We start from the raw sequence: 23,869 nt of genomic DNA on the forward strand, positions 1-23,869 counted from the left end.
TCATGCCATGCCCATGGAGGGACTATGTTAACTGAACTGGAACAAACCAAGCGCGCGTTGGCAGGCAAGCACAGGGCAATCGATGACTGGCTGGATGCCAGGCAGGCATTGCTGGTCGAGTACATGCGACTGGCCGGGCTCATGCCCACCAAGTCCAAGCAACGCTCCCTTCCCGGTCATGTCGAACTGCAACGCTTCTGCGAGCAACTGGTCGACTACGTCAGCGCCGGTCATTTCGAGATCTACAACCACGTGGTCACCGCCTTCGAGCAAGCCAGCGGCGACAAGCTGGAACTGGCCAAACGCATCTATCCCCATATCCGTGCCTGCACCGAGTTTGCCCTGGAGTTCAACGACAAATACAGCAATGCCGACGAGGCCCAGCTGTTGCAGCTCGATGAGGATCTGAATCAGCTGGGTCCCGTGCTGGAGGACAGGTTCAAGCAGGAAGACAGGCTGGTCAAGGCGCTTCAGGTGGTCGAATCCCTCAGCCGCCAGCAGGTCTGATGCTCAATATCGGAGCCAGTTCAACATCCTGATGCGCCGGCTACATTACACTCTGTGGCATGGATGGTTAGCACTGTGCTCCCACGCAGACCGGAGATGAACATGGCCGAGCGCCGCCACTTTACCCGAATCTTCTATTTGACCGCCGCCAAGCTGACCCAGGGGGGGCGCCAGTGGCGTACCCAGCTGGTGGATGTCTCCCTGCAGGGAGCCCTGCTGCTCAGGCCCGAGGATTGGGTCGGCAGCGACGACAAGGAGTACGAGATCTGCTTCATGCTGGGCGGCAGTGACATCGAGATCAAGATGCAGGTCGAACTGACCCACGAGGCCAGCAAGAAGCTGGGGTTCTACTGCCACCACATCGACATCGACAGCGCCACCCACCTCAAGCGGATGATGGAGCTGAACATAGGTGAGGAGCAGTTGCTGTATCGCGAGCTGGAGCAGTTGCTGCAAGAGCACAGGGAGCACAACCCCCCCTCCTGACCCGCCCGCAATGAAGAAGGAGCCTGACCGGCTCCTTCTTGTTTCTCTTTTCGGTGGTTACAGCGCCTCGAGGGCATCGGACAGCTTCTTCACCGGCACCACTTCCATCCCCTCGATGGGGTGCTTGGGGGCGTTGGCATGAGGCACTATGGCGCGGCGGAAACCGTGCTTGGCCGCCTCCTGCAACCGCTCCTGGCCGGAGGGCACGGGCCGGATCTCCCCAGACAGCCCCACCTCGCCGAACACCACCAGATCCTTGGGCAGGGGCTGATCCCGGAAGCTGGAGACCATGGCCAGCAGCAGCGCTAGATCCGCACTGGTCTCCTCGACCTTGACCCCGCCGACCACGTTGATGAAGACGTCCTGATCCGCCATCTGCAAGCCGCCATGACGGTGCAGCACCGCCAGCAGCATGGCGAGACGGTTGTGATCCATGCCCACCGCCACCCGCCGCGGATTGGAGACCTGGGAGTAGTCCACCAGCGCCTGCAACTCCACCAGCAGGGGGCGCGTCCCTTCCCAGATCACCATGACGATGGAGCCGGGGGCCTGCTCCTCGCCGCGACTCAGGAAGATGGCGGAGGGGTTGCTCACCTCCTTCATCCCCTGCCCCGTCATGGCGAAGACGCCGAGCTCGTTGACCGCACCGAAGCGGTTCTTGTGGGAGCGCAGGGTCCTAAAACGCGAGTCGTGGGCACCGTCCAGCAGCACGGAGCAGTCGACGCAGTGCTCCAGCACCTTGGGACCGGCCAGGGTGCCGTCCTTGGTGACATGGCCCACCATGAAGATGGCGACATGGTTCTGCTTGGCGTAGCGGGTGAGCAGGGCCGCGGATTCGCGCACCTGGGAGACGGAGCCGGGGGATGACTGCACATCCGCCACATGCATCACCTGGATGGAGTCGATGACCATGATCTGCGGCTGCTCCTGCTGGGCAATGATGCAGATCTGCTCCACGCTGGTCTCCGACAGCATGCGCAGCTTGTCGGTGGGCAAGCCCAGCCGGCCGGCCCGCATCGCCACCTGTTGCAGGGACTCCTCCCCGGTCACGTAGAGGGTCTTCATCCGCTGGGCCAGGCCGCACATGGTCTGCAGCAGCAGGGTCGATTTGCCCGCCCCCGGGTTGCCGCCGATGAGGATGGCCGAGCCCGGCACCACACCGCCGCCGAGCACCCGATCCAGCTCCTTGAAGCCCGAACTGAAACGGGGGATCTCGGTGGTCGCCACTTCGGCCAGGGTCTGCACCTGGCTGCCGACGGCGCCGGCATAACCTGTGTAGCGGGCACTCTTGCCAGGGGTAGCGACGCCCAGCCGGACCTCGGTGATGGTGTTCCACTCCTTGCACTCGCCGCACTGACCTTGCCAGCGGGTGAAGTCGGCGCCACATTCGGAACAAACATAGGCGGTTTTGTTTTTGGCCATGGATAACTCGGGGACAGGATGAATTCCTGCTTGATATACTGGTTTGCGACCGGCAGATCAAACCCAGAATCGGAAAAGTGACTTTCCGCGGCAGGAATACATGGATTCAGAACAACCACTCCACCTGATAGAACAACTTGTCCCCCTGCTCCGGGAAAAGGACTTCGACGAGATCTTCAACCGCCTGACCCAGAACGAGAATACCAACGGCCGTTTCCTGCTGAAGATGGAACTCAAACGCAAGTGCACCCCCTGTCGGCGGGTGATCGACATGCGCAACGAGCTGGGGGCCCTCTGCCAGGTGCACGAGTTCGAAGGGGTGACCCACTTCATGCCCGCCGAGGCCATCGAGCAGTTCCAGTCCCAGTGCTACCTCTACCGGGACAGCTACACACTCGGGGTCTACGAGGCGCTGCAAGCCTGGTACAGGCTCAATCAGGGGCGCAGCGAGAGCCTCTCCCTGCCCACCAGCCCGTTCAGCCCCTTCGACGTCAACGCCATCCCCTTCGCCAGCCACTACGGCCGGCAGGAGGAACGGATGCACTTCAGCTCCCCCATGGTGCTCAAGCTGGCAAACGGGGAGAAGCTGCAGGCCAAGAGTTCGGACATCTCTCTGGGCGGGATCCGGGCCTCGGTCCCCCATCTGCCCGACTACCAGACCGGCGACCACATCGAGGTCTTCTTCACCGGCCTGGAGCGCGAACACCCCCACCCCCTGCTGCGTGGCTCGATCAGCTACCAGATCCTGGGAGAGGAGCAGAAAGAGGGGAAATTCTGGCTGCGGCTGGTTCGATGCGGCGAGCACCCCGCCTTCGACGAGTTCCTGCGTGACTTCATCGAGCGCAACCGCAGCCGCTATCGGGTCAGTGTCGACTATCTGCTGTCGGCCGCCATCATCAAGGGATACGAACAGTTCTACCTGCCGCGCATGACCGGCATGCCGCTCTACTTCGGCAAGGGCGACGCCCCTGGCCTCGAGATCGCCCTGCGCACCGAGAACAACCAGCACATCCTCGAGTACTGGCGTGACGCCAAGAACCGCGACATGCTCGCCAGCCTCTTCACGGCGGCGCGCATGCCCTCCCTGTTGCCCGCCAAAGGGGGGCTGCGAGAGACCCTGATCTACAGCTTCACCCACTCGGTGCGCAGTCACCTCTACTTCTTCTCCGCCACCCGCGAAGAGTTGCAGCAGAGCGGCCTGACGTCCCTCTTCTTCCAGGTCGGTGCCCGTCGTCCCAGCTGGCGCGTCTACAAGTTCAGCCTGGAGGCCTGCGCCCTGCACGAGGCCGACCTCGACAGCCAGCGGGGAGAGTCGCACCAGTTGCAGGACATGCTGTTGCGCGAACGCCTCAGCCAGATAGGCTATGTCGGCCTGCTGCAGGAGATAGGGCTGGACCACCAGCGCAGCGAGTTCCACTACGACAACCAGCAGCCCAACGCCAACGCCTTGCAACGCTTCGGCCACGACACCCAGGCCGCCCCCTTCGAGATAGAGACGCTGCACTATGTGCAACTGCGCAAGGAGGCCCGCTACGCCCACAAGACGGCGATAGTGCTCAGGCACAAGGATCGCGCCTGGATCGGCTGGACCCGTGACATCTCGGCCCATGGCATGCAGATCGAGCTGGAGGAGGCATTCGAGGGGGAGAAGGGGGAGACGGTCACTGTCGCCCTGCCCAGGTTGCAGGAGCTCGCCAAGACCATGGACTTGCAGCGCCTGCCCTATCGGCTGGTCAGCCTCAATTTGAGCCGTACCGTGCTGCATCTGTGCATCGAAGGCACGGCGCAGCGCCACATCGGCCATCAGTTCTTCAGCCTGCTGATAGAGAGCAACCAGAACAAGCTCAAGACCACCCGGGAGCACAAGCGCTACCGCGGCATGGCACGGGCGCTGCGCAACCTCTATACCCACCACCTGTTCAACTCGCCGGTCTATGTCAACAAGCTCAAGGCGGCCGCAAGGCCTGCCGCCGTGGGCATGGCCCCCCGACCGCGCAGTCTCTCCGGCCTGCTGCAGGCCTGCGCCGGGCAGGAGAAGCAGCTGAACCTCTACCCCCTGTTCCAGGGGGCCCTGCTCAAGACAGTGCTGCTCAACCCATTGCGCACTCTGGCGCGGGAAGACAAGCCGGAGGAGGAGGAGGTCTACATCGCCAGCCTGCACTCCCGGGGCGGCGCCCCCCTGTTTCGCAGCCACCTGGCCAGCAGCTTTTCCTCGCCGGAGGCGAAGCGTCGCTTCATCGAGCTGGCCCTGCAGCAGGGCGAGTTCTACTCGGTGCTGGTCGGCATCTCCCGCACCGGTCGCCCCGACACCAGCTTCATCGCGGGTGAGCTGGACTACATCGCCAAGTTCGCCATTCACAAGGCCAAGCAGCTGGAGGAGGAGCTGTGGAGCGTGGTGGGGGTCGGTGAGCTGACCGATACCACTGAGGCCACCCTGTTCCGGCTCGGCATCAAGCCCCCGGCGAAATAGCCCGGAAGAGGCCGACTCCGAGTGCCCTCACCCGTCAGGTGTCGGCATCCGGGGCGGGAGGCGGGCAGATGACTGCCCGTTTCAGTGGGCGCTCAGGCCGCCTGGGGGTTGAGCAGCCAGGCGAGGATCTCGGGGAAGTGATCCTCCTGGGCCTGGGGCGCCGTCAGCATGTTGATGTGATCGTAATCGAGCCAGTTGCCGTTATCCCGGCCGAGGCGGGTATGGCGGGTCGCCGACCCCATCTCGGCGCTGAAGCGACGCACGTCCGTGGGGTGACCCAGCACCTTGTCCGCCTTGGCCGAGATCATCCAGAGCGGCGGCCAGCTCACCCTGGCGGCGGCCTCGTCATAGGCAAAGCCGTCGTGGGGATCCTGCCAGGGCCCGCATTTCACCCAGGGAATGGTCTCCTGCAGGTAACGCAAGGGCTCATCGTCGGCCCCTATCTTCAACTTGCGGGCAGCCAGAAAACCCTGGCGGCGCGCCAGCCAGGGCGCCAGCCGGTTCCAGATCAGGTCCACCTTCAGCCAGCGCTCGGGGTTCTGCACCGAGACCCCCCGCTTGGTGCCGAAGAACACCAGGCTCGCTATCTGATCCGCCAGCTCGGGGAAGCGCACCAGGGTCGAGGCCATGATGACCCCGCCCCAGGAGTGGGCCATCCAGTGCACCCTGGCCGCGGGATGGCGCGCCGCCACCCAGTGCTGCAGCGCGGGCAGATCCTCGGTGATCAGCTCATGCTGGCCGTGACCGGCCCGCTCGGCGATGGCCGGCGTGCTCTGGCCCCGGCCGCGCAGATCGGCCACGTACACCTGATAACCGTGCCGCGCCAGAAAACAGGCCAGCCCCTTGCCGGACTCGGTGTAGAAGATGCGCCCGTTCTCGATGGCGCCGTGCACCATCAGGATGGGGTCGGCATGGATGGCGACACCGGGCTGAATATGGCGCACATGGAGCCGATGTTCGCCACAGGGGACAAACAGGGATTGTTGCAACAGTTCCATCTTGTTCTCTGCTCCTCCTTGAGCGGGTTTCAACTCCAGCGCCTGTCGCGGCAGGCGAGCGCGCCGAGCAGGCAGAGCACCCCTTCCAGATCATGATGATTGAGGGTGGCGGCCGCCTGGGCCCGCACCAGGGGCTTGGCGTGGATGGCGATGCCAAGTCCGGCCACCCCCATCATCTTGAGATCGTTGGCGCCATCGCCGACCGCCACCGTCTGGGCGGCGGGGATCCCATGCTGCCGCGCCAGCTGCTGCAGCGCCTCGGCCTTGGCGGCAGCATCCACTATGGGACCGCTCACCTGGCCGGTCAGCAGCCCCCCCTCCACCGCCAGCTCGTTGGCGAAGATGGCGTCCAGCCCCAGCGCCTGCTGCAGTTCGCCGGCGAAACGGGTAAAGCCGCCGGAGGCGATCGCCACTGTCCAGCCCGCCTGCTTGAGGGTGTCGACCATCAGCTGCAAGCCGGGCATCCAGGGCATGGCGGCCGCCACCTCATCGAGGATGGCGACAGGAGCCCCCTCCAGCAGGGCGACCCGGTTGCGCAGGCTGTCGGCAAACTCCAGCTTGCCCTGCATGGCCGCCGCCGTCACGGCCGCCACCTGCTCACCCACCCCGGCCAGACGGGCTATCTCGTCGATGCACTCGATCCGGATCGCGGTGGAGTCCATGTCCATCACCAGCAGCCCGGGGGCCGCCAGGGTGGGCAAGGTGGCGAGATGGCAGGCATCTATGTCCCACTCCAGCCCCTTGAGGGACAGCACCAGCTCGGGAGAGAAACGGCTGGCGCCGAGCAGCAGCAGGGGCACACCGGCCTGCTCCCCCACGGGATAGAGGCTGGCCTCGACCCCATGGTCTGCCAGCAGCGTCGCCACCTGTGTCAGGTGGCGGGCACCTAGCGCCTTGCCAAACAGCACCAGCCAGGCGCCGTCATGGGCACTGGCCGCGGGCAGCAGGGCCTCGGGGGTGAGCTGCCAGCAGGGAGCACCGTACAGAGCCTGGGACCAGTCGTGCGGGGAGCGGGGGAGTTGGGACAACAACATAAGAGAGACGCCTTCCTTGGGGATCATGGGGTTCATCATGCGGGCCCAGAGTAGCGTATTGCTTTTTGTACAGGCAAGCGCCAAGATCCCGCCACCATTGTCCATTCACCCCAAGAGGCTCAGCGCTGTGCGTCATCTCCCCATCAAACGTGTTATCAGCCTGGCAGCGGGGATCCTGCTCGGTCTCTGGGTGCTGGTGCTGATGATCCACATGCAGGGAGCAAGCCAGGCCGCATTGCACAGCGCGGCGCGGGACAGGGCCCAGGCGCTGGTCGCCTACGCCGCCCGGGACATGCGACGCTGGATCAAGGAGGACAAGGAGAGCGAGCTGGAGCGCCTGGCACAGGATCTGGCCGCCGAGCCCGAGATCCTCGACGTCACCCTCTACGACGCCCGCGGCATTCCCCTCGCCCAGTCGGATCAGGCCGTTCCCCTCGAGAACCTGTTGCCCATCGGCACCGACAACAAATCCCTGCCGGAGCAGGGCAAGGGGCGCACCCAGTTCGTGCAGGAGATCCAGGAGGGGAACCTGACCCTGGGCTACCTGAGGATCACCCTGGAGGAGCAGCGGCTGCTCGCCGCGCAGGACACCCACCTCAAGGTGAATCAGGAGAAACAGCGGCTGATGCTGCTGGTGATGCTGCTGGCCGGCCTGCTCATCTCCTACGGGGTGCGCCGTAACTACATGCGGGTGCGCAAGCACAAGAAGAGATCGGTGCAGAGCCAGTCCTCCGCCGACAACGCCCCGCCACCCGGCATCGAATAAGGCGCCGCTCGCGAAACCCCTTGGTCCTGTTATTGCCCCAGCCGTTCGAGTCTCTGATCGAACAGAGCATCGCGACGCTTGGCTCCGCTGAAGCGCTCGAGAACGAAGTGACGATCCACGATCACCTCATGCCGTAGTTCCTCAATCTACCTATCCAGCCATTTGTGCTGCATCGACAGCCAGCTCCTCGATCTCTTCCATCCCCAAGTGCCTTGATTGAATCTCGAGCACCACCGAAGGCGGTCCCCATAGCCCTTAACGTCTCAGATCTGCCCACCTGACTTTGGTGACATCCAGGGCTTCAGGCCTAGCTTGAGACAGAAACAAACGAATTTTTCACCCCTTTCCAGCCGGTTTGGGGTGTGATCTCGATTCGTGGTTTATGTTTTCGGTATGAGACGCCCGCATTGAATGCAATGAGATACAACGTTTGTGGACATCTTCAGGCAAGAGGCGCATCAGCCACTCCAGCAGAAGGAAACAAGGTCATGAAACAACCCCTATTTCGCCGTAGCGCGTTGGCGGCCGTGATCGCCCTCGGCACGGTATTGGCTGCCTGCAAGGAGGAGCCCCCCCCCGTCACGCAAAGTGTCCAGCCCAGCGCAGCCTCCAGCACAACCAGCGCTGCGGTCGCACCGCAAACGCAGCCTCAGCCGATTAACACACAAGCATCGCAATATACCCCAGAGGCGCTCGAGACCCTGCTTGCGCCCATAGCCCTTTACCCCGATGCGGTATTGGCCCAGGTGCTGGCCAGCGCCACCAATCCGCAAGAGGTGCTCGATGCCGGCAACTGGCTGGTCGCCCACCCCAATCTCAAAGGGAAAGAACTGACCACCGCCATTGCGCCGCTGGGCTTTACGCCGCCCACCATGTCGCTGATGCACTTCCCGACCGTCATGGACATGATGTGCTTGAAGATGGAGTGGACGACCGAGCTGGGCAGTGCCTTCCTGGCCGATGAACCGGGCGTATTGGCAGCCGTTCAGCGCCTGCGCCAACAGGCGATGGAGGTGGGCAACCTGAAAGACTCGGAGCAGATGAAAGTGGCCAAGGATGAACAGAACAATCAGCAGATCGTCACCATTGCGCCTGCCAACCCCGACGTCATTTATGTCCCGCAATACGACCCAACCGCCGCCTACAGTGCGCCCGCCGCCGGGCCGGCTCCCGCGCCGGTGACCACAGAAACCACGACAACGACCGCGCCTGCGACAACCACCACGACAGTGGTAGAACATGACGACGACGAGGATGAATACGACCGCGGTGATATGGTCTTGACGGGCTTGCTCGCCTTTGGTGCGGGCATGTTGGTCAACGAGGTCTTCAACGACGATGATGATGAAGGCGATTACTATTACCCGCGGTGGGGATCGGGTTATCCCGACGGTTATGTTCCCTATCGTTATAACCCCAACTATGGCAATGGTTTTCGTCCCGCCAATGGGTACAACCGTCCGGTCAACTATCAGCGGGGCTCTAACAACAAGATCTATATCAACGCCGAGGGGGACGATTACTTCAAGAAGTTTGAGCGCGGCCCCAACAACTACCTGCGCCAGGCCGACAGCCCCATCACGGCGGCGCGCCCCCAGCGTGCCGAGCTGGCGACCCTGGAACAACGTCCGCTGAATAACGCGGCAGGAACGGCCCGACGAGATGCCGCACCCAAGGGGACTTATGCAGGGGCCAATCGCCAGCCTGAAGGCACATACGCCGGCGCACCGCGCGCGGTCAACGAGGTGAACCGGGAGGCACGCGCAACCGCGCCGAAGGGGAGCTATGCGGGAGCCAACCGACAACCCCAAAGCGACAATGCCAAGGTGACGCGCGACGCCAGACAGGCGAACAGGGAGGCGAATGTGGCCCAACGCACGCCGCGCCAGGGCGACTACGCAGGAGACAAGGTCAAGCGGCAGCAAATCACGCCACAGACTGCCGGAGCGCGTGATCGCGGCCATGTCCAGCCACGCGCCACTCACAGCAAGAGCGCAGCACAGACGGCGACGCGCAGAGCTCCTGTTGCCTCGGCCTCAACCTCAAGGAGTGCCTTCCAAGGGGTGCAGAATTCGGGCAGAACCGAGCGCGCCGCCAGCCAACGTGGGCGCGAAAGTGTGGCCAGTAGCGCGCGTGCCGGGCGCACCACTCAACCCAGACGGAGTACGCGATAATGAAGCCTTTGTTGAAATGGAGTTGGGCTCCCTCATGGGTGTTGGCCCTGCTGGCCCTGACCGTTGCCTGCGACGCAAGCGCCATGGCACAGCGCACCTTCGCCACCCCGGATGAGGCGGTGCAGGCCCTGATCACGGCCCTGGAGCGGAATGATGTCACCGCACTGACGCTGCTGCTCGGCGAGAAAAGTGCGGAAGCCATCAGCTCGGGGGATGAGGTGGCCGATGCCAATGATCGCACCGCCTTCGTCGCGAGCTTCAAGAGCAAGCACCAACTGGTGGCCGACGGTAAGGATAAAATGATACTGGTCGTGGGGGAGTCGGATTGGCCACTGCCCATCCCCCTCGTGGCCACAGATGGCAAGTGGTATCTCGATGGCGCCGCAGGGGCCAAAGAGATCGTCTATCGCCGCATCGGTCGGAATGAGCTGGGGGCGATTGCGGTGTGCCGTGGCTTTATCGACGCACAGATAGAGTACGCCGCCATGGGGCATGATGGCCAATCCGCGGGACTCTTTGCGGCAAAACTGCGCAGTGATGCAGGCCAACAAAATGGACTCTATTGGCCCGTAAGCGAGGGGGAACCAGCCAGCCCGGCCGGAGAGGAGGTCGTCCGTGCCGCCGCAGAGGGCTACAAGGCCGTGGTCGGCCAACGCACCCCCTATCATGGCTACTACTACCGTATCCTGTATGCCCAGGGGGCTGCGGCCAATGGAGGGAGTAAAGAGTACTTCGTCGAAGGACAATTAAGAGACGGTGTCGCCCTGATCGCCTGGCCAGCCGATTATGCCAACAGCGGGGTGATGACCTTCATGGTGAATCACGAGGGGCGGGTTTATCAAAAGGATCTAGGGGCCGAAACCGCAACGGCCGTCGAGGCGATCCAGCTGTTCGATCCCGATGAGAGCTGGTCGCTGGTGGTGAGCGAAGAGGGTGATTAGGGCTCTTTATCCACCACAGGATCCTGGCAAATAGCATGGGCCGAGAGCAGCGTGATTGAGATCGCAGGAGGTGATGCGGGCCAGTCGGTCCCGCCATCGACCAACTGAAAGGACATCGTTGTCGCTCAGCGGATCTGCCAACCGTTGCCCTCGCCAGCCCACGCGATGTTCGGCATCAGAATGAAGCGCCGCTGAGTCAGAATATACTTTCGTTTCATGGTGTTGAACTCGTGGTTGGCAGCCAGAAAGGATAGGCGGCACAGCGGGCCTTCCGGGCTGACTCCCCAAATAAGGCATAAAAAAACGGCGACCCAGGGTCGCCGTTTTGCATGGAGCCGAAGCCGCGGGATCAGTCGCCCAGCAGCACGGAGTCCAGTGCGATTTCGATCATGTCGTTGAAGGTCAGCTGACGCTCTTCGGAGGTGGTCTGCTCGCCGGTACGGATGTGATCGGAAACGGTGCAGATGGTCAGGGCACGGGCACCGTACTCTGCGGCCACGCCGTAGATGCCGGCGGCCTCCATCTCGACACCCAGGATGCCGTATTTTTCCATGACGTCGAACATGGAGGGGTCCGGGGTGTAGAACAGGTCGGCGGAGAAGATGTTGCCCACGCGCACCGGGGTGCCCTTGTTCTTGGCGGCCTGCACGGCATTGGCAACCAGGTCGAAGTCGGCGATGGCGGCGAAGTCGTGATCCTTGAAGCGCAGACGGTTGACCTTGGAGTCGGTGCAGGCACCCATGCCGATCACCACGTCACGCAGTTTCACGTCTTCACGCACGGCACCGCAGGAGCCCACGCGGATCAGGGTCTTCACGCCGTAGTCGGTGATCAGCTCCTTGGCATAGATGGAGCAGGACGGGATGCCCATGCCGTGGCCCATGACGGAGATGCGACGGCCCTTGTAGGTACCGGTGAAGCCGAGCATGCTGCGCACGTCGCACACCTGCTCGACGTTCTCCAGGAAGGTCTCGGCGATGTACTTGGCACGCAGGGGGTCGCCCGGCATCAGCACTGTGTCAGCAAAGGCGCCATCTTTTGCATTGATATGAGGAGTTGCCATTCTCTTGATTCCTTCACACTAGGTTGAGTTTTATTGTTTTTAAAATTGCCCGCCACCTGAGTGGCAGGCGGGTCAGTTACAAAAAGCAGAGACCCTGCTGCAACCGGGCAGAGCGCACCTGAGATGCCGCCCTGCCCAGGGCATCAGAGGAAGCTGGTGCCGTATTGCAGCTTGGGCAGACCGTGGTAGGCCGCTATGCTCTGGCCGATGTCGGCGAAGGTCTCGCGACGGCCGACGGAGCCCGCCTTGACCGGCTTGCCGTAGAACAGCACCGGAATGTATTCACGGGTGTGGTCGGTGCCGCTCCAGGTCGGATCGCAGCCGTGGTCGGCGGTCAGCACCACCACGTCGCCATCTTGCAGTATCTCGAACAGCTCCGGCAGGCGGGAGTCGAAATACTCAAGCGCATCGGCGTAGCCCTTGACGTCACGGCGGTGGCCGTAGGAGGAGTCGAAGTCCACGAAGTTGGTGAAGACGATGGTGTTGTCACCGGCCGCTTTCACCTCTTCCAGGGTTCTGTCCCACAGCTCGGTCAGGCCCGTGCCCTTCACCTGCTTGGTGATGCCCTGCTGGGCATAGATGTCGGCAATCTTGCCGATGGAGACCACCTGGCCCCCCGCATCCTTCATGTAGTCCAGCACGGTCGGCGCCGGCGGCAGCACCGAGTAGTCGTGACGGTTGCCGGTGCGCTTGAAGTTGCCCTTGCCGCTGCCCACGAACGGACGCGCGATGACGCGGCCTATGTTGTAGGGCTCCAGCAGCTCGCGCACTATGTGGCACAGCTCATAGAGCTTCTCGAGGCCGTAGGTCTCTTCGTGACAGGCGATCTGGAACACGGAGTCGGCAGAGGTGTAGAGAATGGGCTTGCCGGTACGCATGTGCTCTTCGCCCAAGTCATCCAGCACCTGGGTGCCGGAGGCGTGGCAGTTGCCGAGGTAACCCGGCAGACCCGCCTTCTCGACGATGGCGTCCAGCAGCTCCTGCGGGAAGCTGTTGTGGTGATCGTGGAAGTAACCCCACTCGAACAGCACGGGCACACCGGCGATCTCCCAGTGGCCGGACGGGGTGTCCTTGCCGGAGGAGAGCTCCTGGGCGAAGCCGTAGGCACCGACTACCTCGATATCTTTCTTCAAGCCAGCCGGGAAGTAGCCGGAAGCCTGCTCCCCCGCGTGGCCCAGGCCCAGCTTGTTGAGGTTGGGCAGGTTGAGGGCGCCACGGCCTTCAATCTCACCGGCGGCGCAGGCCTTGGCGATATGGCCAAGGGTGTTGGCGCCCACATCTCCGAACTTCTCGGCATCGGCGGCAGCGCCAATACCGAAGGAGTCCATCATCAGAATAAAGGTACGTTTCATGGGTCTTCCCCTTGTTACAAATCGGCCAGACCGATGCGACGGTAAACCTCGGGCAGTGCCTCTGGTCGGGTGTCACCGATCTTGACGGCTGCCTGCACCATGCGGGCGGCCTCGGCAAATTGAGCTTCTGTCTGAGCGTGGATCAGCGCGAGCGGCTTGTCAGCCTCGACGCTCTGCCCCAGGCGGATAAAGTCGGTCAGACCGACCGCATAATCGAGTTTGTCCCCGGCGGCGCGGCGACCACCGCCCATGGCGACCACGGCCAGGCCCAGTTCGCGGGTATCCATGGCGGTCACGAAACCGCTCTGCGCCGCATACACGGGGCGCACTATGGCGGCCTTGGGCAGGTAAGCATCGTAACGCTCCATGAAGTCGCTCGGACCACCGAGGCCGGTCACCATGCGACCGAAGATCTCGGCGGCCTTGCCATTGTCCAGCACCGCCTGCAGCTTGGCACGGGCGTCCTGCTCGTCGCTCGCAAGCCCTGCGGAGATCAGCATCTCGGCACAAAGCGCCATGGTCACTTCGTGGATGCGCGGGTTGCGATACTCGCCGGTCAGGTAGCGCACCGCCTCGCGCACTTCCACGGCGTTGCCGGCGCTGGAGGCCAGCACCTGGTTCATGTCGGTCAAGAGCGCCGAGGTGCGGCAGCCGGCACCGTTGGCCACGGCCACTATGCTCCTGGCCAGCTCTTCGGAGGCTTCAAACGTCGGCATGAAGGCGCCGGAACCCACTTTCACATCCATCACCAGGGCTTCGAGCCCGGAGGCGAGCTTCTTGGAGAGGATGGAGCCGGTGATCATGGCGATGGATTCGACGGTGGCGGTGATGTCACGTACCGCATAGATACGCTTGTCGGCCGGAGCGAGATCGCCGGTCTGACCTATGATGGCGACACCCGCCTCTTTCACCACTTTCAGGAAGCGATCGTTGTCGACCGAGGTCTGGTAGCCGGGGATGGCATCCAGCTTGTCCAGGGTACCGCCGGTGTGGCCCAGGCCACGGCCGGAGATCATGGGCACGAAGCCGCCGCAGGCGGCGACCATGGGGCCCAGCATCAGGGAGACCACGTCACCCACGCCACCGGTGGAGTGCTTGTCGACGATGGGGCCACCCAGATTGAGGTGGTCCCAGGTCAGCACCATGCCGGAGTCGCGCATGGCGCAGGTCAGGGCGACCCGCTCATCCATGGTCATGTCCTTGAAGTAGACCGCCATGGCCAGCGCCGCTATCTGCCCTTCGCCTATGGTGTTGTTGGTAATGCCCTGGACGAAGAATTGAATCTCTTGGGTACTGAGCGCTTCACCGTTGCGCTTCTTGCGAATAATTTCTTGAGGCAAAAACATCTTTCATTCCCTCCGTGCGCCTTGCACGAACACAGACCGAACAGGATCCGAAGAGGGGGCGGCGCACCGCCCCCTGTCACCGCTTAGTAACCGCTGGTATTGGCCGGCTTGTCGCCGTGGCCCAGGGTCGCCAGCAGGCTGGCCAGCAGGCTGGAGGCGCCGAAGCGGAAGGTGCGCGGGGAGACCCACTCCTTGCCCAGGATCTCTTCGGCCATTGCCAGGTACTGACCGGCAACGGCTGCGTCTTTCACGCCACCAGCAGGCTTGAAGCCGACTTTCGGGTTCTTGGCCTTGATCACTTCCATCATGATGCGGGCCGCTTCCGGGGTCGCATTGACCGGCACCTTGCCGGTGGAGGTCTTGATGAAGTCGGCACCGGCGTCGATGGAGATCTCGGAGGCGCGACGGATCAGCGCCTCTTCCTTCAACTCGCCGGTCTCGATGATCACTTTCAGCAGCGCCTTGTCGCCACAGGCTTCCTTACAAGCTTTGACCAGATCGAAGCCGACCTGTTCATTGCCGGCCATGAAGGCGCGGTACGGGAACACCACGTCCACTTCATCGGCACCGTAGGCGACCGCGGCGCGGGTCTCGGCCACGGCGATCTCGATGTCGTCGTTGCCGTGAGGGAAGTTGGTCACGGTGGCGATGCGCACGTCGGCGGCGCCGATCTCGCGCAGGGTCTTGCGAGCGATGGGGATGAAACGGGGATAGATGCAGACGGCGGCGGTGAGGCCGGCCGGGGACTTGGCCTTGCGGCACAGGTCGATGACCTTCTGATCGGTGTCGTCATCGTTCAGGGTGGTCAGGTCCATCAGGTTCAGGGCGCGTTGGGCGGCCAGTTTCAGATCAGTCATGCTATGTCTCCAAAGTCTCGATTAGTCCCATCACCCGCGACCCGCCTCCACCGAACACACAGGATCGGCAAGGGAAGATCCCGGACGAACGGGATATGGAATTACAGCGCAGATGCACAGGCAATACGGCTGCAAATAAGGCAAGAGCCCTGTCACTTTCTTACAAAAGTGCGGACTTGGTTCCATGAAGACTTGAGAAAGGCCGACAACCGCAGACCCGACTTCCCAATCAATTCCATTTGACCGCCAACACCCACCTCATGTGGGCATTAGTCAATGCCAGCACCCTGCTGGCATCGCCTATTTCAGCCGAGATACCCCGTGTTTGCAAGCCGGATTTGCCAATTTCAGAGGTACCTCACACCCGGCAAATCCAGCACTGGAAGGTGCTTAAGAGAAGAAGCGGGTCAGGATCCAGGAGTAGGCAATCCCCCCCAGATAGACCCCCACAATCCCCATTACCCCGGACAGTACGGGAGGTGCCGGGATCGGCAACTTGAGGAAAGAAAACAACACGCCAACGATAAAGCCGGCAGCAATCGCCAGTAGCACTTCATTCATAAAACCTCCGATTTGACTCATTTTATTATTAGTCTAGAAAGGAAAACGGTTGTCACCGCCCCAAACGAGAACGCCACAGCTTTTCGCTGTGGCGCTCGTTTCAACTTGTCTGTCAGACAAGCATTACATGGCTGTCAGTGCCAGGAAGAAGCCTGCGATGGTGGCAGACATCAGGTTGGACAGAGAGCCGGCCAGCACGGCCTTCAGGCCGAACTTGGCGATGGTGCCGCGACGGTTCGGTGCCATGGAGCCCAGACCACCCAGCAGGATGGCTACAGAGGACAGGTTGGCGAAGCCGCACAGGGCGAAGGAGATGATGGCCTTGGTGTGGTCGGACATGGCCACGCCGTTGATCAGCACTTCATCCTTCAGGTAGGGGGCGAAGTTCAGGTAAGCCACGAACTCGTTCACCACCAGCTTCTGACCGATGAAGGAACCGGCCACGACCGCTTCGCTCCAGGGCACACCGATCAGGAAGGCCAGCGGGGAGAACAGCCAGCCCAGCAGCAGCTCCAGGGAGAGCTCAGGCATGCCGAACCAGCCACCCACGCCGGAGAAGATGCCGTTGATCATGGCGATGAGGCCGATGAAGGCCAGCAGCATGGCACCCACGTTCAGGGCCAGTTGCAGACCGGCGGAGGCACCGGCAGCGGCGGCGTCGATCACGTTGGCAGGCTTGTCGTCCAGATCGCCATCGGCGGAGTTCTCGTCGTAGCTCGGGGTCTCGGTTTCCGGTACCAGCAGCTTGGCGAACAGCAGACCACCCGGGGCAGCCATGAAGGAGGCGGCGATCAGGTATTCCATCTTGACACCCATGGAGGCGTAACCGGCCAGCACGGAGCCGGCAACGGAGGCCAGGCCACCACACATGACGGCGAACAGCTCGGAGTCGGTCATCTTGGAGATGAAGGGACGCACCACCAGCGGGGCTTCAGTCTGGCCGACGAAGATGTTGGCAGTGGCAGACAGGGATTCGGTACGGGAGGTACCCAGCACCTTCTGCAGACCACCACCCAGCAGCTTGATCACCCACTGCATGATGCCGAGGTAATAAAGAACCGCGATCAGGGAAGAGAAGAAGATGATGACGGGCAGGACGCGGAAGGCGAAGATGAAACCACCGCCACCGAACACTTCGAACATCTTGTTGCTGACCAGACCACCGAACAGGAATTCGATGCCGTTCTGACCATAACCGATGACGCTGGAGACGGCGTCGGACACGCTCACCAGAATATCCCGACCAACCGGGACATACAGCACGAAGGCACCCAGGCCTGCCTGAATGGCAAAGGCACCGCCCACGGTACGAATTTTGATTGCCTTGCGATTGCTGGAGAACAGCACAGCGATAAGGATGAGCGTCGCCATCCCCACCAGACCCATTATCAGATTCATTATTAACACTTCCTCTTTAGTAGCACCTGCCAGCTTGTTAACGTTTTGTGTATGAAAGCCGCTAATCAAGGGTGCGCATTATACTAATTACGGTGCGACAAAATAGAATACTGGTCACATTTTATAAGCCTGAAATGGGCTGAACGTCGTTTAATTAGACCGCAAACGATTTTTATGGGTCCTGTTTTTTATCACACCGGCATCGGTCGTTAATCAGCTGTTAAATTCATGGTCGCCCGCGGGAAAAGCCGCAGAGTGGATTCATGTAACACCGAAATAACATCCGCCAGCGGTTGCTGCCGTAATTGCGCCAGCAACCGGGCTATGGTCGGCAGGCTGGCCGGGGTGTTGATCTCCCCCTGCTGGCCCTGAAGCGGCATGTCGGGAGCGTCGGTTTCCAGCAACAAGGCCTCCAGCGGCATGGCGCGGATCGCCTCCCGAGTCTTGTTGGCCCGCTCATAGCTGATGACCCCCCCGATCCCCAGCCTGAAACCCAGTTGCCAGAACGCCTCCGCCTGATGCAGGGAGCCGCTGAAGGCGTGGATGACTCCCCCCCTCGCCGGTTTGAAGCGCCGCAGGATCTTGGCGACAGTGTCGTTGGCCCGCACCGAGTGGACGATGAGAGGCAGATCATGGGCCATGGCCAGCCTCACCTGCGCCTCGAACAGTTCAAGCTGCCCCTCCTGGGGCACCTGGGTGCGCAAGTCCAGCCCGCATTCGCCGATGGCCACCAGCCCCCTGGGTTTGCCCGCCAGCAGGGCCTCCAGCCTTGCCAGCGCCCCCTCCGTCTGGGCCCCCACATACCAGGGATGCACCCCCAGACCATAGCGAATACCGTGATGGCGCTCGGCCAGCGCCATCACCCGCCCCCAGTTTTCCTCTCCCACGGCGGGGATGATATACTCCCCCACCCCCAGCTGGCGCCACTGGGCCAGCAATGCCTCCCGATCGTCATCGAACACCGGAAAATCCAGGTGGCAGTGGGTGTCTATCAGTTCCATGTCGCGCTTACCTGTTTGTCGTACTCAATGGGTTGATTCCATGCCAAAACACCTTTCCCACGGCTTTACCCTGCTAGAACTGGTGCTGGTCATCGTCGTGCTGGCCATACTCGCCGTCACCGCCCTGCCCCGCTTCATCAACATCCAGGACGATGCGCTCAAGAGCAGCGTCTCGGCGACCGCGGGCGGTTTTGCCAGCGCCGTGCAGCTCGCCCATGCGGGCTGGGCGGTCAAGGTGAAGGGGGAGCCGCTGGCACTCTATAACTTTAGCGGCATGGGCAAGCAGGATCTCGACATCAACAGCCACGGCTGGCCTGTGGGCACCAAGGAGGATCAGGGAGGTCAGGGACCCGATGCCGTCTTCCCAGGTGGCGACAGCGATCAGATCTCCGTCAGCAGCCGGGATGACTGCGAGAGCCTGTTCGGCGCCCTGCTCGATACCGATCTGACGGCGGCCGATGAACTCCACACCGACTCGGACAGCGACTATATCTCCCGGCTCATCCCGGCAGACGGGCAGGCTTATGGCAAGCTTCGCCACGACAACTGCCGCTATACCCTGCGCGACTCCGTTGGCCGCTTCCCGGCCTACCCTGAGGGGCTCTCTTTCGACTACAACAGCGTCAACGGCGCCGTGACGCGCAATGTTCAGTGAGGCCGTCCTCGTCCCTGTCTGAGGCTTTCTCGTCCTCATCATGACGCACCGGCGCGCAACAGCGCCGGTTCTCCGGGGTGAGTCCCCACTCCTGGCACCAGGCATCGTAGCGAGCCAGCCAACGCAGCAATATCCCCTTCATGGGCCCTCCTCGTCTCTATTATTCTCCCGATACAGCCTGCCCCAATCGTGCGCGCCGAACCAGCCTCACGGGCCCAGCGGCGTCATGGGGCCGTGAACGGCAACAGTAGCCCCATGCTGATCTCGTCGACATAGCCTTCGTCCAGCCGATACGCCTGTCGCCGCAGCCCCTCATCCAGGAAACCGCACTTGCGATAAAGTGAATGAGCCACCTCGTTATGGGCCATCACCCCCAGCTCCAGTCTGCTGATGCCGCACTCCGGCGCGCTCGCGATCAGGGTACGCAGCAGCCGCTCGCCCCAGCCCTGGCCGCGCGCATTCGACCGCAATCCCATCACCACCAGGGCGCAGTGGCGGTTGCGCGCCAGGCCGCCACCGATGAGCACGGCAAACCCCTGTACCTCTTTGGCCAGCACCAGCAGCCACATGGCCTGATTGGGGGCCGCTGCCATGGCCTCGAGCCGCTGGCGCTGCCCCTCGATATTTGAGGGGCGCTCCCCCGCCTCATAAAGCATGAAGCGGGTCTCCCGATCCAGCTGCCCAAAGAAGTGATCCAGCGCCGCTGCATCCTCCACGTCCGCCAAACGAATCATCACCCCGCTCTCCCTGCCTGGTTGTCATGCCGGTCCACGGCCATAAAAAAACGACTCCATTTGGAGTCGTTTTTATCAGAGCCATCTGGCTAATGCCATGCCCCCGTGGCGTAGCAACCCGATCAGGCTTGCGCCGGCAGGCTCAGGCGGGCGACCGCTTCCACGTGCATGGAGTGCGGGAACATGTCCACCGGCTGCACCTCGTCCAGCACGAAGCCCTGCTTGACCAGCCAGGCGAGATCCCGGGCCAGGGTCTGGGGGTTGCAGGAGACATAGACCAGACGGCGCGGCGCCATGGCGACCAGGGTCTGCAGCACCGCCTTGTCACAGCCCTTGCGGGGCGGATCCATCACCACCACATCGGCGGTCACGCCCTGGGCGTGCAGCTCGGGCATCAGCTGCTCGGCCTTGCCCACGTGGAATTCGGTGTGCTCTATGCCGTTCAGTGCGGCGTTGCGGCGGGCGTCGCTGATGGCGCTCTCCACCGACTCTATGCCCACCACCTTGGCGGCCTTGCCAGCCAGGAACAGGGAGATGGTGCCGATGCCGCAATAGATGTCGAACACCGTCTCGTTGCCGGTCAGCTCGCTGTATTCCAGCGCCTTGGAGTAGAGCACATCGGTCTGGCTCGGGTTGTTCTGGAAGAAGGAGAGCGGCGAGATCTCGAACGCGAGCTCGTGGATCTTGTCGCGGATCACCCCTTCCCCCAGCAGCACGCGGTTGCTCGTCCCCAGGATGCGGTTGGTGCGCTCGTCATTGATGTTCTGCACTAGCGTGGTGATGGGCAGATCCCTCAGGGCCGCCAGCAGTTCGGCCTCGAAGGGCAGCGCCTCACCCAGGGTCACCAGCACCACCATCAGCTCGCCGCTCTTGAAACCCTTGCGGGTCATCAGGTTGCGCACGCAGCCGGTGTGAGCCACCTCGTCATAGGCGGCGATGTCGTGCGCGCGCATCCAGCCGCGCACCCGGGCATTGAGCTCCACGTGCAGGGAGTCCTGCACCGCGCAGTCGTCGGCGGTGATGAGATCGTGGGAGTGCTTGCGATAGAAGCCGATCTCGGCGCCCGCCTCGCTGCCACGCACGGCGTACTGCGCCTTGTTGCGGTAGGCGAAGGGGCTGTCCATGCCGAGGATGGGGTTGACCTGGGTCTCACCCAGCCCGACCTGATCCAGCGCGCTCTGCACCAGGGATTGTTTCAGCTTGAGCTGGGCCGGATAGGCCAGCGGGCGCACCTGGCAGCCGCCGCACTCGGTGTTGGGGCAGAAATCGGCAACCCTGTCGGCAGACGGCTGGATCAGCTCGACCAGCTTGCCGTGCAGGTAGTTCGGCTTGACCTCGGTCAACTCGACCAGCGCCTGCTCACCGGGCAGCAGACCCTCGACAAACAGGGGGCGATCGAACAGGCGACCCTTGCCATCCCCCTTGTCGGTCAGTTCCAGAATATCGATCTGATGTTGGTGTCCCACTAACGGCATGAGCGGCTCCGAAGGCATAGAAGAAAGGGTGGAAGCAGGGCTGACCCGGCTACCCCAAATAAAGGGTGGCAGAGTTTAGCGGAGATCCGGCCAAATTGCAGGCATAAAACATCCCTGGAAGGAAATAACGGCAGGCTGGATCAGGGCACGCTGGATGGGGGGCGCCTCATGGGGCGCCATAAAAAAACCGCCGGACAAGGCCGGCGGCAGGTGGTAAACGGGCGCCTGAGGGGATCACAGGCTGTAGGCTTTCTCCCCATGGCTGGTGACATCCAGCCCTTCGCGCTCGGCATCTTCCTTGACCCGCAGGCCAATCAGCAGATCCACCAGCTTGTAGGCCACGGCGGAGACCAGGGCAGTCCATGCCACCGTCACCAGCACACCTATGACCTGGATCTTCACCTGGGTCAGGATGGAGTAGCCCTCGGCCACCTGGTTGGCCACATAGTCCCACACCCCGGTGCCACCCAGATCCGGGCTGGCGAACACCCCGGTCAGCACGGCCCCCAGGATACCGCACACCCCGTGCAGGCCGAACACGTCCAGGCTGTCATCGGCCCCCAGCAGGCGCTTGAGGCCATGCACCCCCCACAGACCGGCCACACCGCTCAGCAGACCTATGATGAGGGCACCACCGACACCGACGAAACCGGCGGCGGGAGTGATGGCCACCAGGCCCGCCACCGCACCGGACACGGCGCCCAGCAGGGAGGGACGACCCTTCATCACCCATTCGGCCAAGGTCCAGGAGAGCGCGGCACCCGCCGGCGCCAGCCAGGTGTTGACGAAGGCCAGGGCGGCCGTGCCGTTGGCTTCCAGCGCGGAGCCGGCGTTGAAGCCGAACCAGCCGAACCAGAGCAGGGCAGCCCCTATCATGGTCATGGTCAGGCTGTGGGGAGCCATGGGATCACGACCGTAGCCAACCCGCTTGCCGACCATGAAGGCACCGACCAGACCGGCGACCGCCGCGTTGATGTGCACCACAGTACCGCCGGCGAAATCGAGGGCACCGTGCTGGAACAGATAGCCTGCGGTGGCACCGGCAGCCTCGGCGGCGGCCGCATCCGTGTAGGCATCCGGACCGGCCCAGTACCACACCATGTGCGCCATCGGAATGTAGGCGAAGGTGAACCAGATCACGGCGAACAGCAGCACGGCAGAGAACTTCATCCGCTCGGCGAAGGCACCGACGATGAGCCCGCAGGTGATGGCGGCAAAGGCACCCTGGAACACCACATAGATGAACTCGCTGATCCCCACCCCCTTGCTGAAGGTGGCGGCGATCGACTCAGGCGTCACCCCGACCAGCAAGAGCTTGTCGAAGGAACCGTAGAAGGCCCCGCCCTCGGTGAAGGTCAGCGAATAGCCGTAGATGACCCAGAGCACGGTGATCAGGCAGAACAGGGTGAATACCTGCATCAGCACGCTCAGCATGTTCTTGGCGCGCACCAGGCCACCGTAGAACAGGGCCAGCCCCGGGATGGACATCAGGATCACCAGGGCGGACGCCAGCATCAGCCAGGTGTTGTCCCCCTTGTTGATGGTCACGGTCGCGGCAGCCTGCACCACCTCGGCCTGCGCGGCCACCTCTTCGGCCCAACCTGGGGCGGCCATGGTGGCGCTCAGCGCCAGCAGGCCAGTCATTACGAGTCTCTTGAACATACAGCCCTCTCCTTGTCGTCCCGGCACCCGGCCGGGTCCATTTCCTGATATGAATGTCAAACTTGGCCACTTGCACGCATCGTCACATCCAGCTTGCCCACCCCCTCGGGCATGACGCGGCGGGCTCTTCATGGCGACCTGGGTTATCTAAAGCATAAAGCAGGCCAAAAAATATAATCCTTTACTTTCAATTGGTTGACTTTGGTTGCTCCATTTGATGCACCATATTGGCGCATCCTGCCCACTATCAGTAAGGGAGGCGCACTTCGGCTGTGCAGCGCCGGGCAACTGCACCAAGATGGCAACTGGGCGCCCAAACGGGGAGGATCCCGGGGCAACGGGGGCCCGTTTTGCCCTCGAGGTCATTTATTGAACAAATGAAAGATGCGTTTGCATTAAATAATCAAATGATGACTGCGGGGGGAGAGCCCCCATCCGAGGGGAAGGAGGGGATCACAGAGGGGGGATGCAGCGCCGGATCTGGCCTGCCCCCGATCTTTCGGGCCATACTGGCGCAACCAGGTTTGCCCTGTCACCCGAACGAGGAACCCATGCCCAATCTCACCGTGACCGAAATCAAGGCATTCGTGCCTGCCCGCGACTTCAGCCTCTCCAGGCAGTTCTATCAGGATCTCGGGTTCACCCTGGCCTCCGACGGCGACGGGGTGGCCTACTTCCATTTTGGGGAGGCGAGCTTCCTGCTGCAGGATCATTACCACGAGGCGCTGGCCGAGCACTTCATGATGCACATCCTGGTGGAGGACGTAAGCGCCTGGCGGGCCCAGGTGGAGGCGAGCCAGGTCGCCAGCCGCTACGGCGTCAAGGTGACCGAGATCGTCACCCAGCCCTGGCGCATGAAGGAGTTCTGCCTGTACGACCCCTCCGGCGTGCTGTGGCGCATCGCACAGAATATCGACTGAGGGTCTGAGGGTCTGAGGGTCTGAGGGTCTGAGGCTCTCAGAATCAC

22 protein-coding genes are annotated in these 23,869 nt (G+C 62.6%); 8 read left to right on the top strand and 14 right to left on the bottom strand.

Features of this window, described 5'->3' with window-relative positions; all coding sequences use genetic code 11:
- Nucleotides 1-24 precede the first annotated feature (24 nt).
- Both rsd and AAHB08_RS15225 read left to right on the top strand, forming a co-directional pair.
- Nucleotides 25-507, top strand: coding sequence for a sigma D regulator (gene rsd, locus AAHB08_RS15220; RefSeq protein WP_139436892.1), 483 nt, complete (start codon nucleotides 25-27; stop codon nucleotides 505-507).
- Between the two features lie 102 nt (nucleotides 508-609).
- Nucleotides 610-993, top strand: coding sequence for a PilZ domain-containing protein (locus tag AAHB08_RS15225; RefSeq protein WP_202047577.1), 384 nt, complete (start codon nucleotides 610-612; stop codon nucleotides 991-993).
- Nucleotides 994-1,050: 57 nt separating this feature from the next.
- Here the strand turns inward: AAHB08_RS15225 and radA are convergent, their stop codons facing one another.
- On the bottom strand, nucleotides 1,051-2,415 hold the full coding sequence (gene radA / locus AAHB08_RS15230) for a DNA repair protein RadA (RefSeq protein ID WP_265435337.1): 1,365 nt from the start codon (nucleotides 2,413-2,415) through the stop codon (nucleotides 1,051-1,053).
- Between the two features lie 100 nt (nucleotides 2,416-2,515).
- Between radA and AAHB08_RS15235 the strand changes: the two genes are divergently transcribed.
- Nucleotides 2,516-4,885: a PilZ domain-containing protein gene (locus AAHB08_RS15235; protein WP_342059378.1), complete on the top strand. Its 2,370-nt coding sequence runs from the start codon at nucleotides 2,516-2,518 to the stop codon at nucleotides 4,883-4,885.
- A gap of 92 nt (nucleotides 4,886-4,977) precedes the next feature.
- On the opposite strand, the gene AAHB08_RS15240 is transcribed toward AAHB08_RS15235, so the two are convergent.
- Together AAHB08_RS15240 and serB are read right to left on the bottom strand one after the other, a co-directional pair.
- Complete coding sequence (locus AAHB08_RS15240; RefSeq protein WP_342059379.1) at nucleotides 4,978-5,883, bottom strand: alpha/beta hydrolase family protein; 906 nt, start codon at nucleotides 5,881-5,883, stop codon at nucleotides 4,978-4,980.
- A 29-nt stretch (nucleotides 5,884-5,912) separates the two neighbouring features.
- Nucleotides 5,913-6,917 (bottom strand): phosphoserine phosphatase SerB, encoded by a 1,005-nt coding sequence (gene serB, locus AAHB08_RS15245; RefSeq protein ID WP_342059380.1) that lies wholly within the window; start codon nucleotides 6,915-6,917, stop codon nucleotides 5,913-5,915.
- Nucleotides 6,918-7,044: 127 nt separating this feature from the next.
- On the opposite strand from serB, the gene AAHB08_RS15250 reads away from it, so the two are divergent.
- The 3 genes from AAHB08_RS15250 (at nucleotide 7,045) to AAHB08_RS15260 (ending at nucleotide 10,798) form a co-directional block, all read left to right on the top strand.
- Nucleotides 7,045-7,683, top strand: a complete 639-nt coding sequence (locus tag AAHB08_RS15250) for an AhpA/YtjB family protein (protein WP_342059381.1) — start codon at nucleotides 7,045-7,047, stop codon at nucleotides 7,681-7,683.
- A 488-nt stretch (nucleotides 7,684-8,171) separates the two neighbouring features.
- The gene (locus AAHB08_RS15255) at nucleotides 8,172-9,857 is read left to right on the top strand and encodes a DUF3300 domain-containing protein (protein ID WP_342059382.1); all 1,686 of its coding nucleotides are present in this window, start codon (nucleotides 8,172-8,174) and stop codon (nucleotides 9,855-9,857) included.
- Between the two features lie 11 nt (nucleotides 9,858-9,868).
- Complete coding sequence (locus AAHB08_RS15260; RefSeq protein ID WP_342059383.1) at nucleotides 9,869-10,798, top strand: DUF2950 domain-containing protein; 930 nt, start codon at nucleotides 9,869-9,871, stop codon at nucleotides 10,796-10,798.
- 349 nt (nucleotides 10,799-11,147) lie between these two features.
- Here the strand turns inward: AAHB08_RS15260 and deoD are convergent, their stop codons facing one another.
- The 7 genes from deoD to AAHB08_RS15295 form a co-directional block, all read right to left on the bottom strand.
- On the bottom strand, nucleotides 11,148-11,861 hold the full coding sequence (deoD, locus tag AAHB08_RS15265; RefSeq protein WP_025325643.1) for a purine-nucleoside phosphorylase: 714 nt from the start codon (nucleotides 11,859-11,861) through the stop codon (nucleotides 11,148-11,150).
- 143 nt (nucleotides 11,862-12,004) lie between these two features.
- A complete protein-coding gene (locus AAHB08_RS15270; RefSeq protein WP_025325642.1) occupies nucleotides 12,005-13,213 on the bottom strand; it encodes a phosphopentomutase in 1,209 nt (402 codons plus the stop codon).
- A 14-nt stretch (nucleotides 13,214-13,227) separates the two neighbouring features.
- On the bottom strand, nucleotides 13,228-14,559 hold the full coding sequence (gene deoA / locus AAHB08_RS15275; protein WP_342059384.1) for a thymidine phosphorylase: 1,332 nt from the start codon (nucleotides 14,557-14,559) through the stop codon (nucleotides 13,228-13,230).
- An 83-nt stretch (nucleotides 14,560-14,642) separates the two neighbouring features.
- Nucleotides 14,643-15,416, bottom strand: coding sequence for a deoxyribose-phosphate aldolase (gene deoC, locus AAHB08_RS15280; protein ID WP_043128921.1), 774 nt, complete (start codon nucleotides 15,414-15,416; stop codon nucleotides 14,643-14,645).
- Nucleotides 15,417-15,806: 390 nt separating this feature from the next.
- Nucleotides 15,807-15,977, bottom strand: a complete 171-nt coding sequence (locus AAHB08_RS15285; RefSeq protein WP_005332215.1) for a XapX domain-containing protein — start codon at nucleotides 15,975-15,977, stop codon at nucleotides 15,807-15,809.
- Between the two features lie 123 nt (nucleotides 15,978-16,100).
- A complete protein-coding gene (locus AAHB08_RS15290; protein WP_139436905.1) occupies nucleotides 16,101-17,375 on the bottom strand; it encodes a NupC/NupG family nucleoside CNT transporter in 1,275 nt (424 codons plus the stop codon).
- A 209-nt stretch (nucleotides 17,376-17,584) separates the two neighbouring features.
- Nucleotides 17,585-18,376: a TatD family hydrolase gene (locus AAHB08_RS15295; RefSeq protein WP_342059385.1), complete on the bottom strand. Its 792-nt coding sequence runs from the start codon at nucleotides 18,374-18,376 to the stop codon at nucleotides 17,585-17,587.
- A gap of 40 nt (nucleotides 18,377-18,416) precedes the next feature.
- Here AAHB08_RS15295 and tppF point away from each other — a divergent pair, with 40 nt between their 5' ends.
- Complete coding sequence (tppF, locus tag AAHB08_RS15300) at nucleotides 18,417-19,031, top strand: type IVa pilus pseudopilin TppF (protein WP_342059386.1); 615 nt, start codon at nucleotides 18,417-18,419, stop codon at nucleotides 19,029-19,031.
- On the opposite strand, the gene AAHB08_RS15305 is transcribed toward tppF, so the two are convergent.
- From AAHB08_RS15305 to amt, 4 genes are all read right to left on the bottom strand, one after another.
- Nucleotides 19,000-19,173 carry a DUF5363 family protein gene (locus AAHB08_RS15305; protein WP_265435346.1) on the bottom strand — a complete coding sequence of 58 codons (174 nt, stop codon included), beginning with the start codon at nucleotides 19,171-19,173 and terminating at the stop codon, nucleotides 19,000-19,002. The two genes, tppF and AAHB08_RS15305, sit on opposite strands and share 32 nt — an antisense overlap.
- A gap of 82 nt (nucleotides 19,174-19,255) precedes the next feature.
- Entirely contained in the window at nucleotides 19,256-19,765 is a 510-nt protein-coding gene (locus AAHB08_RS15310) for a GNAT family N-acetyltransferase (RefSeq protein WP_342059395.1), read from the bottom strand.
- 122 nt (nucleotides 19,766-19,887) lie between these two features.
- The gene (gene rlmD, locus AAHB08_RS15315) at nucleotides 19,888-21,240 is read right to left on the bottom strand and encodes a 23S rRNA (uracil(1939)-C(5))-methyltransferase RlmD (RefSeq protein WP_342059387.1); all 1,353 of its coding nucleotides are present in this window, start codon (nucleotides 21,238-21,240) and stop codon (nucleotides 19,888-19,890) included.
- Nucleotides 21,241-21,474: 234 nt separating this feature from the next.
- Complete coding sequence (gene amt, locus AAHB08_RS15320) at nucleotides 21,475-22,902, bottom strand: ammonium transporter (protein WP_342059388.1); 1,428 nt, start codon at nucleotides 22,900-22,902, stop codon at nucleotides 21,475-21,477.
- A 551-nt stretch (nucleotides 22,903-23,453) separates the two neighbouring features.
- Here amt and AAHB08_RS15325 point away from each other — a divergent pair.
- Nucleotides 23,454-23,822, top strand: a complete 369-nt coding sequence (locus tag AAHB08_RS15325; RefSeq protein WP_265435348.1) for a VOC family protein — start codon at nucleotides 23,454-23,456, stop codon at nucleotides 23,820-23,822.
- Nucleotides 23,823-23,869 lie beyond the last annotated feature (47 nt).

The sequence above is a fragment of the Aeromonas sp. OTU364 genome (genome assembly GCF_038440395.1).
Lineage (GTDB): Bacteria > Pseudomonadota > Gammaproteobacteria > Enterobacterales > Aeromonadaceae > Aeromonas.

What these genes read in the sequence shown, in the direction of transcription:
- serB (WP_342059380.1), bottom strand. Translation starts at nt 6,917, where the DNA reads ATGTTGTTGTCCCAACTCCCCCGCTCCCCGCACGACTGGTCCCAGGCT.
- deoD (WP_025325643.1), bottom strand. Translation starts at nt 11,861, where the DNA reads ATGGCAACTCCTCATATCAATGCAAAAGATGGCGCCTTTGCTGACACA.
- AAHB08_RS15270 (WP_025325642.1), bottom strand. Translation starts at nt 13,213, where the DNA reads ATGAAACGTACCTTTATTCTGATGATGGACTCCTTCGGTATTGGCGCT.
- AAHB08_RS15305 (WP_265435346.1), bottom strand. Translation starts at nt 19,173, where the DNA reads ATGAAGGGGATATTGCTGCGTTGGCTGGCTCGCTACGATGCCTGGTGC.
- AAHB08_RS15240 (WP_342059379.1), bottom strand. Translation starts at nt 5,883, where the DNA reads ATGGAACTGTTGCAACAATCCCTGTTTGTCCCCTGTGGCGAACATCGG.
- AAHB08_RS15285 (WP_005332215.1), bottom strand. Translation starts at nt 15,977, where the DNA reads ATGAATGAAGTGCTACTGGCGATTGCTGCCGGCTTTATCGTTGGCGTG.
- AAHB08_RS15235 (WP_342059378.1), top strand. Translation starts at nt 2,516, where the DNA reads ATGGATTCAGAACAACCACTCCACCTGATAGAACAACTTGTCCCCCTG.
- AAHB08_RS15255 (WP_342059382.1), top strand. Translation starts at nt 8,172, where the DNA reads ATGAAACAACCCCTATTTCGCCGTAGCGCGTTGGCGGCCGTGATCGCC.
- rlmD (WP_342059387.1), bottom strand. Translation starts at nt 21,240, where the DNA reads ATGCCGTTAGTGGGACACCAACATCAGATCGATATTCTGGAACTGACC.
- AAHB08_RS15290 (WP_139436905.1), bottom strand. Translation starts at nt 17,375, where the DNA reads ATGAATCTGATAATGGGTCTGGTGGGGATGGCGACGCTCATCCTTATC.
- deoA (WP_342059384.1), bottom strand. Translation starts at nt 14,559, where the DNA reads ATGTTTTTGCCTCAAGAAATTATTCGCAAGAAGCGCAACGGTGAAGCG.
- tppF (WP_342059386.1), top strand. Translation starts at nt 18,417, where the DNA reads ATGCCAAAACACCTTTCCCACGGCTTTACCCTGCTAGAACTGGTGCTG.
- AAHB08_RS15325 (WP_265435348.1), top strand. Translation starts at nt 23,454, where the DNA reads ATGCCCAATCTCACCGTGACCGAAATCAAGGCATTCGTGCCTGCCCGC.
- amt (WP_342059388.1), bottom strand. Translation starts at nt 22,902, where the DNA reads ATGTTCAAGAGACTCGTAATGACTGGCCTGCTGGCGCTGAGCGCCACC.
- AAHB08_RS15310 (WP_342059395.1), bottom strand. Translation starts at nt 19,765, where the DNA reads ATGATTCGTTTGGCGGACGTGGAGGATGCAGCGGCGCTGGATCACTTC.
- deoC (WP_043128921.1), bottom strand. Translation starts at nt 15,416, where the DNA reads ATGACTGATCTGAAACTGGCCGCCCAACGCGCCCTGAACCTGATGGAC.
- radA (WP_265435337.1), bottom strand. Translation starts at nt 2,415, where the DNA reads ATGGCCAAAAACAAAACCGCCTATGTTTGTTCCGAATGTGGCGCCGAC.
- rsd (WP_139436892.1), top strand. Translation starts at nt 25, where the DNA reads ATGTTAACTGAACTGGAACAAACCAAGCGCGCGTTGGCAGGCAAGCAC.
- AAHB08_RS15225 (WP_202047577.1), top strand. Translation starts at nt 610, where the DNA reads ATGGCCGAGCGCCGCCACTTTACCCGAATCTTCTATTTGACCGCCGCC.
- AAHB08_RS15295 (WP_342059385.1), bottom strand. Translation starts at nt 18,376, where the DNA reads ATGGAACTGATAGACACCCACTGCCACCTGGATTTTCCGGTGTTCGAT.